Origin of the sequence: Aromatoleum tolulyticum, assembly GCF_900156155.1 — a bacterium.
GTDB classification, from domain to species: Bacteria; Pseudomonadota; Gammaproteobacteria; order Burkholderiales; family Rhodocyclaceae; genus Aromatoleum; species Aromatoleum tolulyticum.
This window is the reverse complement of sequence record NZ_FTMD01000011.1, coordinates 26340-42535: the sequence shown is the minus strand read 5'-3', so window position 1 is coordinate 42535 and position 16196 is coordinate 26340. Positions and strand designations below refer to the sequence as shown.

The following is a 16196-nucleotide window of genomic DNA, read 5'->3' as shown; positions in this document are numbered from 1 at the left end:
GTTGCACGCAGAAGCGCGGATGTTACCGCAGCACGGCCGCGATGAACTCGCCTGCGCGCCTCCGCTCCAATGGGCCATTGGAGGACCCACGATGCGCCATCTGGCATGCCGTACGCTGCTGGCCGCCGGCCTGCTCGGCGCCGCAAGCGCCCACGCCCCCGCCCGCGCCGATTCCACGCCCCCCGCCGCGCTCGCGCAAAACGCGGTCAGCGCCTACGAGGCCGGCCGTTTCGACGAGGCCGCGCAACTCTTCGAACGCGCCGCGCGCGCCGGCAACCGGCTTGCCCAGTTCAACCTCGCGATGATGCTGTTCCGCAAGGAGACCGTCGCGCCGGAACCCGACGCCGCATGGCGCTGGCTCAGGCGCTCGGCCGGGGCCGGTCTCGCGCAGGCACAGTTCAACTTCGCGCTGCTGTACGACCGCGGCAGCGGGGTCGCGAAATCGCTCCCCATCGCGGCGGAGTGGTACCGCCGCGCGGCCGAGCAGGGACACGCCGAAGCCCAGGTCAGCCTCGCGACCATGTACTACGTCGGCCACGGCATGCCGCGGGATTTCGCGGCGGCCGCGCGCTGGTACCTCGCCGCGGCCCGCGCCGGGCACGCCGGCGCGCAGTACATCGTCGCGTCGATGTACGAATCGGGCGAAGGCGTGCCCGCCGACCTCCGCCAGGCCGAACACTGGTACGCGCAGGCGGCACTGCAGGGCGACGCGGCCGCGCGGGCGAAGTACGAGGCGCTGCAGGCCCGGCCCGCCGACGCGGCGCCGTAGACGTCGGGCCCGCTACGGATCAGGCGGTGCTCAGTTCGCGCAGCGCGCAGTCGTCGAGCCAGATCCCCAGGCCCTGCGCATTGAGCTCGAGGTCGGTCCGCAACACCCGGAAGATTTCCTCTTCCGACAGCGGCCAGCCATGACGCTCGGCCTCCTCGCGCACGATCTGCTCCAGCCCCGCGAGGATCTCGACATGGCGGGCGACCCCTTCCCCGCGCGCCGCGCGCGCCACCGCGATCTGCGTTTCGATCAGCCGGTGCAGGTCCCCGGCGAGCCGGACCACGCCGGTTACGCGGCTGTAGTGGGTCAGGTACATCGCATCGGGGCGATAGCTCACCAGCCGGTCGATCGACTCGTGCAGCGCATCCGGATCGAACTGCGTCGGCGTCGTCGTCGGGTACACCGACGGCCGGCCATCGACGTCGAACTCGCGGTACGACAGCCCGAAGGTGTCGCCGGTGAAGAAGGCGCGCGCGGTCTCGTCCCAGATGCAGATGTGGTGCTTCGCGTGCCCGGGCGTGTGCAGGATGCGCAGCCTGCGCGAGCCCAGATCGAGCACCATGTCCTCCTCGGTGGCGACGATGCGCTCGGCCTCGACCGGCGCCAGCCGGCCGTACAGCGCGAAGGCGCGCTCCGCGCCATACACGGCCGAGGTACCTTCCCACAGCTTCGCCGGATCGATCATGTGGCGCACGCCGCGCGGATGGACGACGAGCTTCGCGTTCGGGAACGCGCACATCAGGCTGCCGGCGCCGCCGGCGTGATCGAGATGGATATGCGTCAGGATCACCCACTGCACGCGCTCCGGCACGATCCCGGCCGCGGCCAGCGCCGCCAGCACGCGTGGCGCCGAGGCGTTGGTGCCGGTGTCAACGACGGCCGCACGCCCCTCGTGAATGATCAGGTGAATGGCCGCAAGGCCGGGGTGGCAGTAGCCGGAGTCCACCGCGAGAATGCCATCGGGGTGGGCCGTGAGGTGTTGCACGATTGTCTTCCTCCAACGCCAGCGGGTCGTTTTGTGTAATTGTATCCCTCGCCCGCGGACAATTCCCGAAGGGAAATCCCCAACCTGCCCACTGCGCCACGAAGGAACCGCAAGCATGTCCCCCGCGCCATTCGATTTCGACCATGTTCCCGATCGCCGTGCCGTGCCCGGCGAAAAATGGGGCCGCTACGCCGGACGCGACGTGCTGCCGCTATGGGTCGCGGACATGGACTTCCCCGCGCCACCGCCGGTCATCGATGCGATCCGCGCGCGCATCGACCACCGCGTATTCGGCTATACCGATCCCTGGCCCAGTCTCTCGGAGGCCGTCATCGAGGGTATCGCCCGCGACCACGGCTGGCGCATCGAGGCGGACTGGATCGTGTGGCTGCCCGGCGTCGTCACCGGCTTCAACCTCGCCTGCCGCGCCACCGGCGAAGCCGGCGACGAAGTGTTCACCGCGACTCCCGTGTATCCGCCCTTCCTCACCGCGCCCGGCAACAGCGACCGGCGCCTGGTCACGCGCGCGCTGAAACTCGACAATGGCCGCTGGGGGTGGGACCGCGCGGAAGTCGAAGATGCCATCACCGCGCGCACGCGCCTGCTGATGCTGTGCAACCCGCACAACCCGGTCGGCCGCGTGTTCGACCGCGATGAACTCACATGGCTCGCCGGCCTCGCCGCACGCCACGACCTGACGATCTGCTCGGACGAGATCCACTGCGGCCTGGTCCTCGATCCGGCCACGCCGCACATCCCGATCGCCGTGCTCGACGCAGCGACCGCCCGCCGCACGATCACGCTGATGGCGCCGTCCAAGACGTGGAACATCCCCGCGCTCTACTGCGCGCTGGCGATCATTCCCGATCCCGGGCTGCGCCGGCGCTTCCGCCACGAGATGCGCGGCGTCGTCCCGCACAACAACCTGCTCGGCCTCGTCGCCGCCGAAGCCGCATACCGCGACGGCGGCCCGTGGCGCACGGCCCTGCTCGACTACCTGCGCGGCAACCTCGACCTGGTGCTGGACGCCGTCGCGTCGATGCCCGGCCTCGCGACCACGCGGCCCGAAGCGACCTACCTCGCGTGGATCGACTGCCGCGGCGCCGGCCTCGAAGACCCGATGCGCTTCTTCGAGGACGCCGGCGTCGGCCTGTCCGATGGTGCCCCCTTCGGCATGCCCGGCTTCGTGCGCCTGAACTTCGGCTGCCCGCGCGCCCTGCTCGGCGAAGCGCTGCGGCGCATGCAGGGCGCCCTGCACGCCCACGACGCGGCGCGGGCCTATTAGGTCCGGCCGTTCGCCCTGAGCCTGTCGAAGGGCATGCACAGGGCTTCGACAGGCTCAGCCCGAACGGTATTTAGAGGGGCCGAATCGCATACGAGCCCTCAGCCGGCGCGCACCCGCCCGATGTCGTGCTCCAGGCCGTACAGCTTCACCTTCTGGTACAGCGTGCTCTTCGCGATGTCGAGCTCGCGGGCGGCGCGCGTGAGGTTGCCGTGGGTGGCCGCGATCGCGCGGCGGATCAGTTCCGCCTCGCTTTCCGCGATGCTGCCGACCGGCACCTTGGTCGCGAGTGCGCCGAGGGCGGTCGCGACCGGCGCGCTGACCGGAGGATCGGCCATGCCGAGCAGCTCCGGCGGCAGCGCGTCGATGCCGACGCACTCGCCGTCGCTCATCAGCAGCACGCTCTCGACGACGTTCCTCAGTTCGCGCACGTTGCCCGGCCAGCTGTAGCTCTCGAGCCGGGCGAGGAGCTCGTCGTCGAGCTGGCGCGGGCCGAGCTCGTGCTGCTTCGAGAAGCGCTCGACGAAGTAGCGGGCGAGCTCGCGCACGTCGCCGACGCGATCGCGCAGCGGCGGGATGCGGATCGAGGTCACCGCGACGCGATAGAAGAAGTCCATGCGGAAGCGGCCATCGGCGACTTCCTTGCGCAGGTCGCGGTGGGTCGCAGCGATGAGACGGAAGCTGACCTTGCGCGGCACGTTCTCGCCCAGGCGGTAGATCTCGCTCTGCTCGAGCACGCGCAGCAGATGCGGCTGCAGGTCGAGCGGCATCTCGCCGATCTCGTCGAGGAACAGCGTGCCGCCGTTGGCGGCCTCGATCTTGCCGACCATGCCGCCGCGCCGCGCGCCGGTGAAGGCGCCATCGACATAGCCGAAGAGCTCGCTGGCGAGGAGTTCGCGCGACAGGCCGCCGCAGTTCAGCGCGACGTAGGGGCCGTCGCGGAAGGGGCTGGCCTTGTGCAGACCCTGGGCGAATTCCTCCTTGCCGACGCCCGTCTCGCCCAGCAGCAGCACGGGGACCTTGGAGCGCGCGAGCTGGTCGGCCTTGCGCACGGCTTCGCGCAGCGCGGGGTCGCGGGTGATGATGCCGGTGAACCCGGAGGGCATGTCGTTTGCAGCCACTGCCGACTCGCGGGCGAGGCGGCGTGCGCCTTCCCCTGAGATGGCGCGCCCGAGGCGCGGCAGGGGCAGCACCAGCAGGGTGCCGAGGCGCTGGCCCTGTGCGCCGTACACCGGCTCCAGCCAGTCGGGCTGCAACCAAACGGGAAGCGCCGGCGTGCGCACGAGTTCGCCGTTGTCGCCCACCGCCAGCGCCGTGACACGGCGCGGCGCGGAGAGGTCGAGGTCGGCACCGAGCGAAGTCATCGCCGCCTGCGCGATCTCGTTCGCCCGCACCGGGTAGCCGCGGCGGTCGAACAGCACGAGGCCGTCGGTGCCGTTGGTCCAGCGCTGCAGCGAGGCTTCGAGGAGGTGGTAGCGCCGCTCCATCTCGCGCATCGCGATCTTGTTCTCGATGCGGCTCGCGGTCGTGACGACCAGCGCCAGGCTCTGGCGGTTGTAGGTTTCCGACAGGCCGGAGACGTCGACCACGCCGATGATCTCGCCGTCGTGTGGGTGGCGGATCACCGTCGCCGAACAGGTCCAGCGCTTGATGCCCGCGCAGTAGTGCTCGGCGGAGTGGATCTGCACCGGTTCGCCGACCGCCAGCGCCGTGCCGATCGCGTTCGTGCCGCAGATGCGTTCGCTCCAGGAGACGCCCGGCAGCAGGTGGATGCTCTCTGCGGTCCCGATCGTCGGATTGTCGCCCTCCATCGTCAGGATCGTGCAGCTCGTGTCCGCCAGCGCCATCACGGTGCCGGTTTCGGCGAGAAAGTCGCGCGCACAGGCCATGATCGGGGCGCTGGCCTGCAGCAGTTCGCCGTGGTGTTCCTTCATCGAAGCCAGCATCGACTCGTCGACCGGCGGCGGTGCGCTGCGCTTGTCGGGATCGACGTTGTGCTGCTGGCAACGCTGCCATGAACGGTCTACGAGCGTGCGCAAGGAATCGGACGGACGGCTCTCGCCGTCGAGAAAGCGTTCCCACGCCGCCATCACGGCGGCGTCGCTACCCGGGTCGGAAAACATCTGCCCTTCGGGCACCCGTGTCATCAAGTCTCTCCTCCGGTAAGCGCTCTCCGCCGCGAGCCGCGTCGTGCGCGGCCAGTTGGACCGTGTCCTGTAAGTTCTGCAGGCGAAAGCGCGTTGTGTGTGTTTTGCGGTGCGTGAAGTCTCCGGCGAAAGCGCGTGCAACGAGGTGCTCGCGTCTAGAAATCATAGCAAAGGAGATGCCAGAAACAGGATTTGCTTAAACTGTTTTTCGCCCGCGCCGCGGAACCCTTTCGCGGGGGAAATGGCCCAATGCCCTTCGCGTGGTCCTCCTCGCCGCGATAGCCGCCCGCGAAGGCCGACCGTACGATTTCCGGACGCTTTCGTCCGGACGGCGTTCGAAAATCGTACGGTCGGCCGGACGGATCAGACGGGCACGAGCTCGCCGGGCTCGATCGGTGCGCCGGTGCAGGCGAGGACGTCGCCGACATCGACGCCCGGCGCGGTTTCGACGAGGCGCAGGCCGGTGGGGGTGACGTCGAGCACGCACAAATCCGTGATGATGCGGTTCACCACGCCGACGCCGGTGAGCGGCAGATCGCAGCGGCGCAGGATCTTCGGCGCGCCGTCCTTGCTGCAGTGCTCCATCATCACGATCACGCGCCGCACGCCGGCGACGAGATCCATCGCGCCGCCCATGCCCTTCACGAGCTTGCCGGGGATCATCCAGTTGGCGAGATCGCCATGCTCGCTCACCTGCATCGCACCGAGGATCGCCAGATCGATGTGGCCGCCGCGGATCATCGCGAAGGAGTCGGCGCTGCTGAAGATGCTGCTGCCGGCGAGCGTCGTGACGGTCTGCTTGCCGGCGTTGATGAGGTCGGCGTCGACCTCGGCCTCGGTCGGGAAGGGGCCGATGCCGAGCAGGCCATTCTCCGACTGCAGCCACACGTCCATGCCGGGCGGGATGTGGTTCGCGACCAGGGTCGGCATGCCGATGCCGAGGTTCACGTAGAAGCCGCTGCGCAGTTCCTGCGCGGCGCGGCGCGCCATGTCGTTGCGTGTCCAGGCCATGACCTACTCCTGCCGCGTCGTGCGTTGTTCGATGTGCTTCGCCGGGCGCGGATTGACGACGATGCGCTGGACGAAGACGCCGGGGGTGTGGATGTGGTCGGGGTCGAGGGTGCCGTTCTCGACCAGCTCCTCGACTTCGGCGACGGTGATGCGGCCGGCGGTCGCGACGACCGGGTTGAAGTTGCGTGCGGTCTTGCGATAGACGAGGTTGCCCGCGCGGTCCGCCTTCCACGCCTTGACGAGCGCGATGTCGGCGGTGAGCGAGCGCTCCAGCAGGTAGCGCTTGCCGTCGATGTCGCGCTCCTCCTTGCCTTCGGCCACCAGCGTACCGACGCCGGTGCGGGTGTAGAAGGCGGGAATGCCCGCGCCGCCCGCGCGCAGCTTCTCGGCCAGCGTGCCCTGCGGCGTGAGCTCGACCTCCAGCTCGCCGGACAGCAGCTGGCGCTCGAATTCGGCGTTCTCGCCGACATAGGACGCGACCATCTTGCGGATCTGCCGCGTCGCGAGCAGCAGGCCGAGGCCGACGCCGTCCACGCCGGCGTTGTTGCTGATCACGGTCAGGTCCCTGACCTTCGCGTCGCGCAGGCCGTGGATCAGCATCTCGGGGATGCCGCACAGGCCGAAGCCGCCGACGGCGACGGTCTGGCCGTCGCGCACGACTTCCGCCAGCGCGGCCTGCGCGTCGGGGTAAAGCTTGCTCATGATGTTCTCCTCGTGTGTGAATCAGGTTGGCAGCGCATCGGCCGCAACCGGGCGGTCCCGGCCCAGTGCGCCGACGGCTGCGATCGCGTCGGGGTTCTCGATGGAGGACAGGTCGCCGAGCCCGGTGCCGAGGTAGGCGCCACGCATCACGCGTCGCACCGTCTTGCCGTTGCGGGTCTTCGGGATCGCATCGACGCGATGCACGCGGGCGGGCCGCAACGGCTTGCCGAGCTGGCGCCCGACGTGCTCGACGAGCTCGGCCTCGAATTCGTCCCACGGACGCGCGGCCATCCGCTCGCGGTCCGCGACGGTGACGAAGCACACGACGGCCTCGCCCTTGATCGCGTCGGGCACGCCCACCGCCACCGCCTCGACGACCAGCGGATGCGACACCAGCGCCGATTCGAAATCGGCCGGTCCGACGCGCTTGCCGGCGACCTTGATCGTGTCGTCGCTGCGTCCATGCACGAACCAGTGGCCGTCCTCGTCGATGCGCGCCCAGTCGCCATGCACCCATACGTCGGGCCACACCGACCAGTACGCGTCGCGATAGCGCTCGGGGTCGTGCCAGAAGCCGTTGGTCATGCCGGGCCAGGGTTGCCTGATCGCGAGCTCGCCGACGGTGCCGCGCACCGGGCGGCCTTCGGCGTCGAGCACGTCGGCGGCGACGCCGGGGATGGCCCCCGCGAACGAGCCGGGCTTCTGCGGCAGGCCGGGGAAGCACGCGAGGATGCCGCCGCCGATCTCGGTGCCGCCCGAGTAGTTGATGATGGGACGGCGCGAGCGGCCGACCTCTTCGAACAGCCACAGCCACGGCGCGTCGTTCCACGCCTCGCCGGTCGAGCCGAATACCCGCAGCGTCGCGATCGAGTGGGGCGCCGGGACGCTGCCTTCATGCGCCATCAGCAGGCGCACGAGCGTCGGCGACAGGCCGAAGTGCGTCACGCCATGGCGTTCGACCACCTCCCACAGGCGCCCCGCGTCGGGGTAGTCGGGCGTGCCTTCGTAGAACACGAGGGTCGCGCCGAGCATCAGGCCGCCGTAGACCATCCACGGCCCCATCAGCCAGCCCATGTCGGTGACCCACATCAGCGTGTCGTCCGCGCGCAGGTCGAAAGCCATCTGCAGGTCCTGTGCGGCCTTCACCGGGAATCCGGCGTGCGTGTGCACGACGCCCTTGGGCTTGCCGGTCGTGCCGGAGGTGTAGATCAGCATCAGCGTCTGCTCGGCGGGAAAGGCCGTCAGCGGGCAGGTCGACACCGACACGGGCAAGCGCCGGAAGTCGAACTCGATGCACTCGCCGCTCGCGCCGGGTTCCGCGCACAGGCCCGTGCCGAGGCGGTCGACGACGACGAGGTGGCGCAGCGAGGGGCAGGCCCGCACGGCGGCGCGGGCGTCCGCCAGCATGTCGACGCGCTTGCCGCGGCGGTAGTAGCCGTTCGCGCACACGAGCAGCCGCGCGTCGCAATCCTGCACGCGCTGCGCCACCGAATCCGCGCCGTAACCGGAGAAGAACGGGATGAAGATCGCGCCGATGCGGGTCGCCGCGAGCATCATCACGGCCGCCTCGGGGATCATCGGCAGGTAGAGCGCGATGCGGTCGCCCTCGCCCACGCCGAGGGCGCGCAGGCCCGCGGCGACGCGCTCGACCTCGGCCGCGAGTTCCGCGTAGCTGATCGTGCGCAGTTCGCCGCGGTCGCCTTCCCAGCGGATCGCGATCTTCGTCGGCGTCGCACGGGCGTGCCTGCCGACGAGGTTGTCGACGAGGTCGAGCCGCCCGCCGACGAACCACTTGGGCCACATGACGCCGCCCGAAAGATCGAGCGTCTGCCGGTAGGGCGTCACCCAGCGCAGGTCGATCGCGTCGAGCACCTGGTCCCAGAAGCGCGCCGGCTCGCGGGCCGCGCGCTCGCGCAGTGCGTCGAGGTCGCGGTCGCCGTGGCGGCGGATGAAGCGCGCGAGCTGCGTGTCGGCCCAGTCGCAGCCGGTCGCGGTATAGGTGTTCATGGCAGGGTCCTCCCTGGTCGATGTCGCTGCCGCGATGCGCGCCGTCCTTCCCCGGGAAAAGTGTCCGCCCCGAACGAGATTGGGGCGGACCAAAGGGGAGACTGCGGTTTCGGCGCGCCTCGCGGCGACGCGGTCAGCGACCCGTCCCGGTCGCGACTTCCTCGAGGACGTTCAGCGACACGTCGGTGTCCTTCACGCCTTTCGGATTCGATTTCATGTTCGACGACCAGTTGGTCGCGTGGCCGCGCTTGACGTCGATGATGTGGCCGACGACCGGCATGACCGCCTTGTAGCCGTCGTCGCCGGTGTCAGGCCGGTTCTGGAAGATGAACATCTTCCAGAACTCGCCCTTGCGGTCGAGCGCATAGCCCAGGTAGGGGCGCGGGAAATCGACTTCGATGTACGCGACCTTCTTGCTGTACGGATGCTCGGCCGGCGGCGTGCCTTCGACGACGTACACCTCGCGCGGCTCCCACTCGACGTCCTTCGCCGGATTGGCGAACGGCGGCTCGGCCATGTTGATGCGCGGGAAGCGCTTCTGCGGTTCGCTCCACGGCTGCGTGGTGTCGACGCTGACCTCCGGGCTGTGCGCGATCGCGAGCACCCAGCGCTTCTCGACGAGCTTGTTCTGCGTGTACTTGGTCGGCCACGCGTCCCAGATGTCCCAGTCGTCGTAGAGCTGGTCGGTGCCGCCGATCGGGTCCATCCACGCGCCGCCCGAGAGGCGCCGCGTGCGCCGCACCGACTTCAGGTAGGCGTACGAGTCGTCCGGCTTGGCCGAGTCGGGCTGGTTGTAGCGCACCGAGAAGGTCCCCAGGCCGCGGATGTCCTGCGGGTAGTGCGCGACGAAATAGGTCTTCTGCGAGATGTCGCCGTCGCCGACCGAGATCGGCCCGCCGTCGAGCCGCCCTTCCATGTAATAGCGGCGCGACTGGAAGGCCTGCACGCGCTCGTAGCCCTTCTTCGCGTCGAGGAACACCCAGGCGATGTCGCGCAGGTCCATCGTCGCGCCGTAGGTCGCCGCGCGCAGGTTCCAGATCACCTTGTCGCCCGCGTTCGGGTCGTCCATCTTGATCGTCTCGGGCGGGAACGGCATGCCGGCCTTCCACCCGCTGATCGTGCGATCGGCCGGATTGAACTTGACGTCCTTCGACCACTTCTTCGTCGCCTCGACGTACTTCGGGTCCATCTCGATCTTCTTCGAGTTCGCGATCTTGATGGTCAGGCCGTAGTTCGTGATCATCCACTCGAGCTTCTCGGGGATCATGCTGGCGATGGTCTTGCCCTCGAAGGTGTCGCTCTTGACGCTCGCGAGGTTGTCTTTGGTGATGATGAAGCCGGGTTCGAGTGCCTTGGCGTGCGCGCCGTGGGCGCCGAGCAGGAGCATCAGGCCGAGGGTGCCGCCGGTCGCAAGTTGCCGCACCGAGGGACGGGCGGCGGGTCGGAGTTGCTGGTGCATGGTGTGTCTCCTCTTTTTCAGAACTGCCGGGTCAAGCGGAAAACGAGCTGGCTGGCGTTGTCGAAGTAGCCGAAGAGCTGCGAGCGCTGGCCGCTGAAGGCCACCTTGTTCGAACGGTTGCCGCTCCAGAAGATGTCCGCCTCGATGCGCGCGAGCCATTCGTCGTTGAGCGTCAGCGACAGGCTGGGGATCGCGAAACCGCCGCCGTGGCTGAGGTCGAAGCCGATCGCGAAGCCGGGGTTGATCGTGTCGTTGCGATAGTTCAGCGTCGTGAACGCGGTGAGGATGGTGTTGTGCTCGGTGAGCGGCGTGCCGTACGCAAAGAGGCGCACGAGGTCGTCGGACTCCTTGAAGTTCAGCACCTGCGTGTCGAACAGCTGGATGGACGAGAACGAGGGCCGCGAGGTGCCGAAGATGCCTTGCAGGTCGAGGTCCTTGTCGATGCGCAGCATCGTCGTCAGCGTGTCCTTGAGCTTCACGCCGCCGAGGCCGATACCGACGTTGCCGGGCACCACCGGGTCGAGGAACGCGCCGGTGCCGATGTTGTAGGGCTGGTCCTTGGTGTAGGCCATCTCGGCGCTGAGCACGGCGTCGAGCGTCGAGCTGTAGCCGCTCACGGTCATGCCGTAGACGTCGATCTGCGGGTGGATGCGGTCGAACACCGCGCCCTCGGGCGCCTTCTTGTAGGGCCGGAACGCCGAGTTCGCGACCGGGTCGGCCGAGAAGGTCGTGAGCCACGCCAAGGAGTAGTTCAGGCCGAAGGCCTCGCCCGACCAGCGCACGCCGCCGGTGACGTCGCGGTAGTCGCCCGACGGGTGGTCACAGTCCTTGTCGGTGACCGCGGTGAGGTCGAAGCCGCGGTAAGGCTGGAAGAACCAGCGCCCGCCCTGGATATCGTAGGTGTTGCCGATGTCCTGGCAGCGGTCGACGCCGGGGCGGATGTAGGCCGCCAGCATGCCGTCGGCCTCGGGCACGCGGATCTTGGTCGAGATCAGCGTCAGCGGCTTGCGCCACTCCTCGTTCTCGCCCTCGAAGAACAGGCGCCACGACAGGTCGTAGCCGTGCACCAGGTCCATCGCATGGAAGAAGTCCGACTCGCCCCACACCAGCTGCTGCTTGCCGGCCTTGACCGTGACGCGCTCGCCCAGCGGAATCTCGGCCCAGAACTCGCGGATCTCGCCGCGGTTGTAGTTGTCGAGGATGCTGTTCGCGTGGCCGCCCTGGTCGGTGCCGTTGGTTTCGCGCAGGCGCTCGAGGTCCTTCAGGTAGTCGGTCTTGTATTCGCGATCGACACGGCCGATCGCCTTCCACTTGACCGCACCGGTCTTCGCGTCGGCGTCGAGCAGCAGCGAGCCGCGCACCATCGACAGCTTGCCCTTGCTCTTCTCGCCGATCGCCTTGAGTTCCGGCTGGTCCTCGAGGTTCACCGACACCCAGCCGCGCGCATAGCCCGACAGGTTGAAGCTGAAGTCGTCGGCGGCCCAGGACTTCACGGCTGCGTCGCCCGGCTGCAAGGCCGCGACCTCGTAGTTCCCGGCGGCGTCGGCGCCCCATGCGGGGCTGCCGGCAAACCCGCCGAGGGCCGCGGCCACCGCCAGCACCGATGCCCTGATCTTCGATACTCCCTTGCTCCTCATCTCCTCGCTCCTTTTGGTTTTGTCACTGCTCTGAAGGGGTCACGGGCGGACGCGGCAGCTTGCCGTCGCGTCCGCCGGGGGTGGATCAGCCGACCAGCACGGGTTCGGCCTGCTCGATGGGATGGCGCTTGCTGCCGACGATGAATTCCGGACGGAACACATAGACGAGGGCCGGCATGATGAAGAGCGCGCTGAAGGCCGAGATGAACAGCCACAGCGCGATCAGCACGCCCATGTCGGCCTGCAGGCGCAGCGACGAGAAGTGCCACAGAACGACGCTGGTGATCAGCGTCATCGCCGTGATCAGCACGCCCTTGCCGGGGCCCGTCAGCGCATTGACGATCGCGCGCTCGACGTTGTGCGAGCGGTGCAGGTTCTCGCGGATGCCATCGACGATGTAGAAGGTGTAATCGACGCCCAGCCCGATCCCGAGCGCGACCACCGGCAGGGTGTTGATGTTCATGCCGATGCCCTGCCACGCCATGTAGCTGAAGGTGATCGTGTTCGACAGCAGCACCGGGATCATGAAGAACACCCCGGCGACCGTGGAGCGGTAGGTGATCGTGCAGCACACCACCAGCACCAGCAGCGCCAGCGCGATGGCCTCGATCTGCCCGGCGAGGATCACCTCGTTCACCGCCGCCAGCACGCCGACGAGGCCGCCCGCGAGCAGGTACTCTGCGTTCTTCACCGGATGCTGCTCGACGTAGTCGCGCACGCGCGCCACCGCAGTGCGGATCGTCTCGCCCTGGTGGTCGCGGAAGAACAGCGTCACCGCACCGTTCTTCGCGTCGGCGTCGGCGTAGCGGTCCATGTCGCCCGGGTCCGAGCCGGACACGAACATGTACATCAGCTCGCTGTTCTCGTCGGCGCTCTTGCCGAGCTCCTGGTACATCGGGTTGCCTTCGCGCAGCACCCGGTTCACCTGCGGCAGGATGTCCGCGAGCGAGATGCTGCCGCCGACCTCCGGCTGCGCTTCCATGTACTTCTGGAAGCGCGTCATGCTGGAAAGCACCTCGGGTTCGCGCAGCGCCCCCGGCTCCTTGCCGGCGACGACGACGAACATCCGGTCCGAGCCCTGGAACTGGCGGTTGATCTGGGCCGCGTCGCGGTTGTAGCTCGAATCCGGCCACAGGATCGGGGAACCGGGGTTGGCGTCGCCGACCTTGAGGTTGAACGCGTACAGCCCCGACACGACGAACACCACACCGGCCATCGCCAGCACCGCGTAGCGCCAGCGCGTCGTGACGATCGCCGAGCACAGCCCGAGGATGCGCATCAGCAACGGATTGATGTTCACCGGATGGATGTAGCGCTGGTGCGCGCCGAACCACGACAGCATCACCGGCGTCAGGACCAGCGCGCTGATGGCGATCGTCAGCACCCACACCGTGCCGATGAAGGAGATCTTCTGCAGCAGCGGGATCGGCGTCAGCGCGACGACCAGCACGCAGCCCGCATCCGCGACGATCGCCAGCATGCTCGGCTTGAACAGGTTGCGCGCGCTCGCCCGTGCCGCCGCGGCGGCGCTCGGCGTGCCCTGGCGCGTCTCGTCGTCGAAGCGCGCGATGAGCTGCACCGAGTTCGAGATCGCCTGCGCGGTGATCAGGAAGGCGACGACGACCACCAGCGGATCGAGATGGAAGCCCATCAGGCGCGCAGCCCCCAGTGCCCAGATCGCGCTCACCAGCCCGGCGAGCAGCGGCAGCACCGTGCCGTGCCAGGTACGCGTGATCAGGCACAGCAGCACGACCAGCGCGGCGACCGCGATGAAGAAGATCGTCAGCGTCTCGTGCAGGTAGTGGTTCACCCAGCCGTACAGCACCGGTTCGCCGACGATGCGCACCTCGACGCCGTCACCGCGCGCCTCCTCCACCAGCTTCATCAGCTGGTTGAAGGCGCGCGTGTAGTCCATGTTGCCGTCGCTGAAGTCGACCGTGACGAGCGTCGCCTTCAGGTCGGTGGACACATAAGGCCCATAGACCAGCGGGTTGTTCAGCACCGCCGCCTTCAGCGCCGCGAGTTCCGTCTCGCCCTGCGGCAGGTCCGGCCACATCAGCGGCCGCGATTCCACGCCCTCGGTCGAGGCGCGCACCTCCTTGATCTTCTTCGACGCGAGCGAAATGATCTGGTAGGTATCGACGCCCTCGACCTGCTGCAGATCGACGGTGAGCTTCTGCACCTTGCCGAGCACGACGGGGTTGAAGATGTCGCCCTGCTCCGTCTCCAGCATGATGCTGACCATGTTCGAGCCGCCGAAGGTCTGCTTGAAGCGCTGGTTCACCTCGACGTAGGGATGGTTGCGCGGCAGCAGATCGCTGAAGACGGTCTTCACCTCGATCTGGCTCGCCAGGTAGCCCATCACCAGCGTCACGAGCGCCACCGCGGCGACGACCAGCGCGCGGAAGCGGATGAGAAAGGCGAAGGCCGCGTCGACCTTGCCGAATGTCGTGTTCTTCATCCTCGCCCCCTCACATGCGCTGGTGGCCGGCGACGCGCAGCGCGCCGTCGTCGAGCACGGCGAGGTTGCTGCCGGCGAGGAAATAGCGCGAACCGGCGCGTGCGACCTGGGTGCGCCACGACACGTCGCCTTCCGCGACGCGGCCGAGCTGCCACTGCCCGGCATCGGCCTGCGCGGTCGCCATCACGCCCTTGTCGCCCACCGCCAGCCAGCGCCCCTCGTCCCACATCACGCTGTAGAAGTGCTCACGCGTGAAGGCCGGCACCTGCTGCCACGACGCACCGCCGTCCGCCGTCACGAGCAGTGCGCCCGTCAGGCCCACGGCAACGCCATGCTGCGCATCGCGGAAGGCCACGCCCATCAGGCTGACCTTGTTCGGCGTGGCAGCCGGCTCCCAGTTCGCGCCACCATCGCTGCTCTTCATCAGCGCGCCGAACTCGCCCACCAGCCAGCCGGCATCGCCGACGAAGGCGATGTCGTTCCACGCCCGATCCTTTTCGGGCAGCGCGCGCGCCCAGGTCACGCCGCGGTCGTCCGAGCGCAGCAGCGCCCCGAATTCACCGACCGCCCAGGCCGCCCCGTTGGCGATGCGCACACGGAAAAGCTTGTTCGGATTGCTGCTCGCGGGGATCTCGGCGCGGGTCCAGTTGCGCCCCGCATCGGCCGTCACGACGACCACGCCGTCGTTGCCGACCGCGATCGCGCCCTGCTCGTCCCACGCCGCGATGCCCTGCAGATTGACGTCGGTGCCGGAGGCCTGACGCACCCACGACTGGCCGCCGTCCTCGCTGCGCACGATCTTGCCGCCGGAGCCCACCGCCCACACCACGCGCTCGTCGGGGGCGGCGACCGCGTAGAAGCTGTCGCGCCGCTCGATCGCCGGCGGCTCGACCTTCTGCACGACCGCCTCGGCCTTCACGAACAGTCCGGCGTACAGCAGCCCGCCGACGATCACCAGCGGCGCGGACGACGTCATCAACGTGACGACGCCGCGGGCGCCGCCTCCATATTTCCTCAATCGACGCAGCATCACTCTCTCCTCCACGCCGGGGCACGGCGCGTGACTTTCGTTTTTTTGCGCAGCCGAGGCCCTGCAGGGCTCGCGCCCCGCATGGGTGTCGGTTGATACGGGAATTCGATCGGGCCCGCGGAGGGCCCCGGCCGGCGCCCCCCGCGAAGGAGGCACCGGCCCGCAGGCGCCGGGCCTACCGCCCGGCGAGGACGGCTCAGGCCGCCTTTTCAGGGACGGGCAGGCCGACCCATTCCTTGTAGAAGGCTTCGATGTCCGGCTCGAAGTCGTGGATCACCGGATACCACGGGGTCGGTGCCTCGACGTCGTGCATCGTGCCGCAAGTCGGGCAGTAGTACTCGCGGTACACCTGCCACTGGGTATCCGGCGCCATCAGCTTGGGATACACCTCGGTCATCGCCTCCTCGGTGTCGCGCACGTAGATCGCCGCGTTGAGCTTCCAGTTCTCGCGGTAGTCGCCGAACTCGTGGCCGCAGTCGCACATCGTGACCCACTGCTTGGTCTTTGCGGACTGCACGATGTACAGATGCGGTCCCAGCGGCAGCACGATCTTGTCCGGGAACGTGACCTTGGCCTGCAGCGCCTTCAGGTATTGCTCGAAGCGGCTGTTGTCCTTGGGCATCGACAGCATGCGGAAGGTGGTTTCCCAGTCGAGCGAGCCTTCGACGAGGTGGGCGACCTGTTCATTGGTGTAGGCAGACATTTT

12 protein-coding genes are annotated in these 16196 nt (G+C 68.5%); 2 read left to right on the top strand and 10 right to left on the bottom strand.

Translation table 11 applies throughout. The annotated features are described in order from the left end of the window. The first annotated feature begins 91 nt into the window (after nt 1–91). Nucleotides 92–769: a tetratricopeptide repeat protein gene (locus tag BW991_RS16330; protein ID WP_076603179.1), complete on the top strand. Its 678-nt coding sequence runs from the start codon at nt 92–94 to the stop codon at nt 767–769. A 19-nt stretch (nt 770–788) separates the two neighbouring features. Here BW991_RS16330 and BW991_RS16325 read toward each other — a convergent pair whose 3' ends face one another. Then, entirely contained in the window at nt 789–1754 is a 966-nt protein-coding gene (locus tag BW991_RS16325; protein WP_076603178.1) for an MBL fold metallo-hydrolase, read from the bottom strand. Between the two features lie 115 nt (nt 1755–1869). Between BW991_RS16325 and BW991_RS16320 the strand changes: the two genes are divergently transcribed. Beyond that, entirely contained in the window at nt 1870–3039 is a 1170-nt protein-coding gene (locus BW991_RS16320) for a MalY/PatB family protein (protein ID WP_076603177.1), read from the top strand. A 98-nt stretch (nt 3040–3137) separates the two neighbouring features. Here BW991_RS16320 and BW991_RS16315 read toward each other — a convergent pair whose 3' ends face one another. The 9 genes from BW991_RS16315 to BW991_RS16275 all read right to left on the bottom strand — a co-directional run bounded on the left by BW991_RS16315 (nt 3138) and on the right by BW991_RS16275 (nt 16193). Beyond that, complete coding sequence (locus BW991_RS16315; protein WP_076603176.1) at nt 3138–5183, bottom strand: sigma-54-dependent Fis family transcriptional regulator; 2046 nt, start codon at nt 5181–5183, stop codon at nt 3138–3140. A 363-nt stretch (nt 5184–5546) separates the two neighbouring features. Beyond that, a complete protein-coding gene (locus BW991_RS16310) occupies nt 5547–6194 on the bottom strand; it encodes a CoA transferase subunit B (RefSeq protein ID WP_076603175.1) in 648 nt (215 codons plus the stop codon). Nucleotides 6195–6197: 3 nt separating this feature from the next. Then, a complete protein-coding gene (locus BW991_RS16305) occupies nt 6198–6896 on the bottom strand; it encodes a CoA transferase subunit A (protein ID WP_076603174.1) in 699 nt (232 codons plus the stop codon). A gap of 21 nt (nt 6897–6917) precedes the next feature. Next, the gene (locus BW991_RS16300) at nt 6918–8903 is read right to left on the bottom strand and encodes an AMP-binding protein (RefSeq protein ID WP_076603173.1); all 1986 of its coding nucleotides are present in this window, start codon (nt 8901–8903) and stop codon (nt 6918–6920) included. Between the two features lie 133 nt (nt 8904–9036). Next, entirely contained in the window at nt 9037–10362 is a 1326-nt protein-coding gene (locus tag BW991_RS16295; protein ID WP_076603172.1) for a DUF1329 domain-containing protein, read from the bottom strand. Between the two features lie 17 nt (nt 10363–10379). Beyond that, complete coding sequence (locus BW991_RS16290) at nt 10380–11999, bottom strand: DUF1302 family protein (RefSeq protein WP_088179625.1); 1620 nt, start codon at nt 11997–11999, stop codon at nt 10380–10382. Nucleotides 12000–12084: 85 nt separating this feature from the next. Continuing rightward, nucleotides 12085–14460 (bottom strand): efflux RND transporter permease subunit, encoded by a 2376-nt coding sequence (locus BW991_RS16285; protein WP_076603171.1) that lies wholly within the window; start codon nt 14458–14460, stop codon nt 12085–12087. 10 nt (nt 14461–14470) lie between these two features. After that, nucleotides 14471–15490, bottom strand: coding sequence for a WD40/YVTN/BNR-like repeat-containing protein (locus BW991_RS16280; protein WP_076603170.1), 1020 nt, complete (start codon nt 15488–15490; stop codon nt 14471–14473). Nucleotides 15491–15686: 196 nt separating this feature from the next. After that, nucleotides 15687–16193 carry an acetone carboxylase subunit gamma gene (locus BW991_RS16275; RefSeq protein WP_076603169.1) on the bottom strand — a complete coding sequence of 169 codons (507 nt, stop codon included), beginning with the start codon at nt 16191–16193 and terminating at the stop codon, nt 15687–15689. Between the last annotated feature and the right edge of the window lie 3 nt (nt 16194–16196).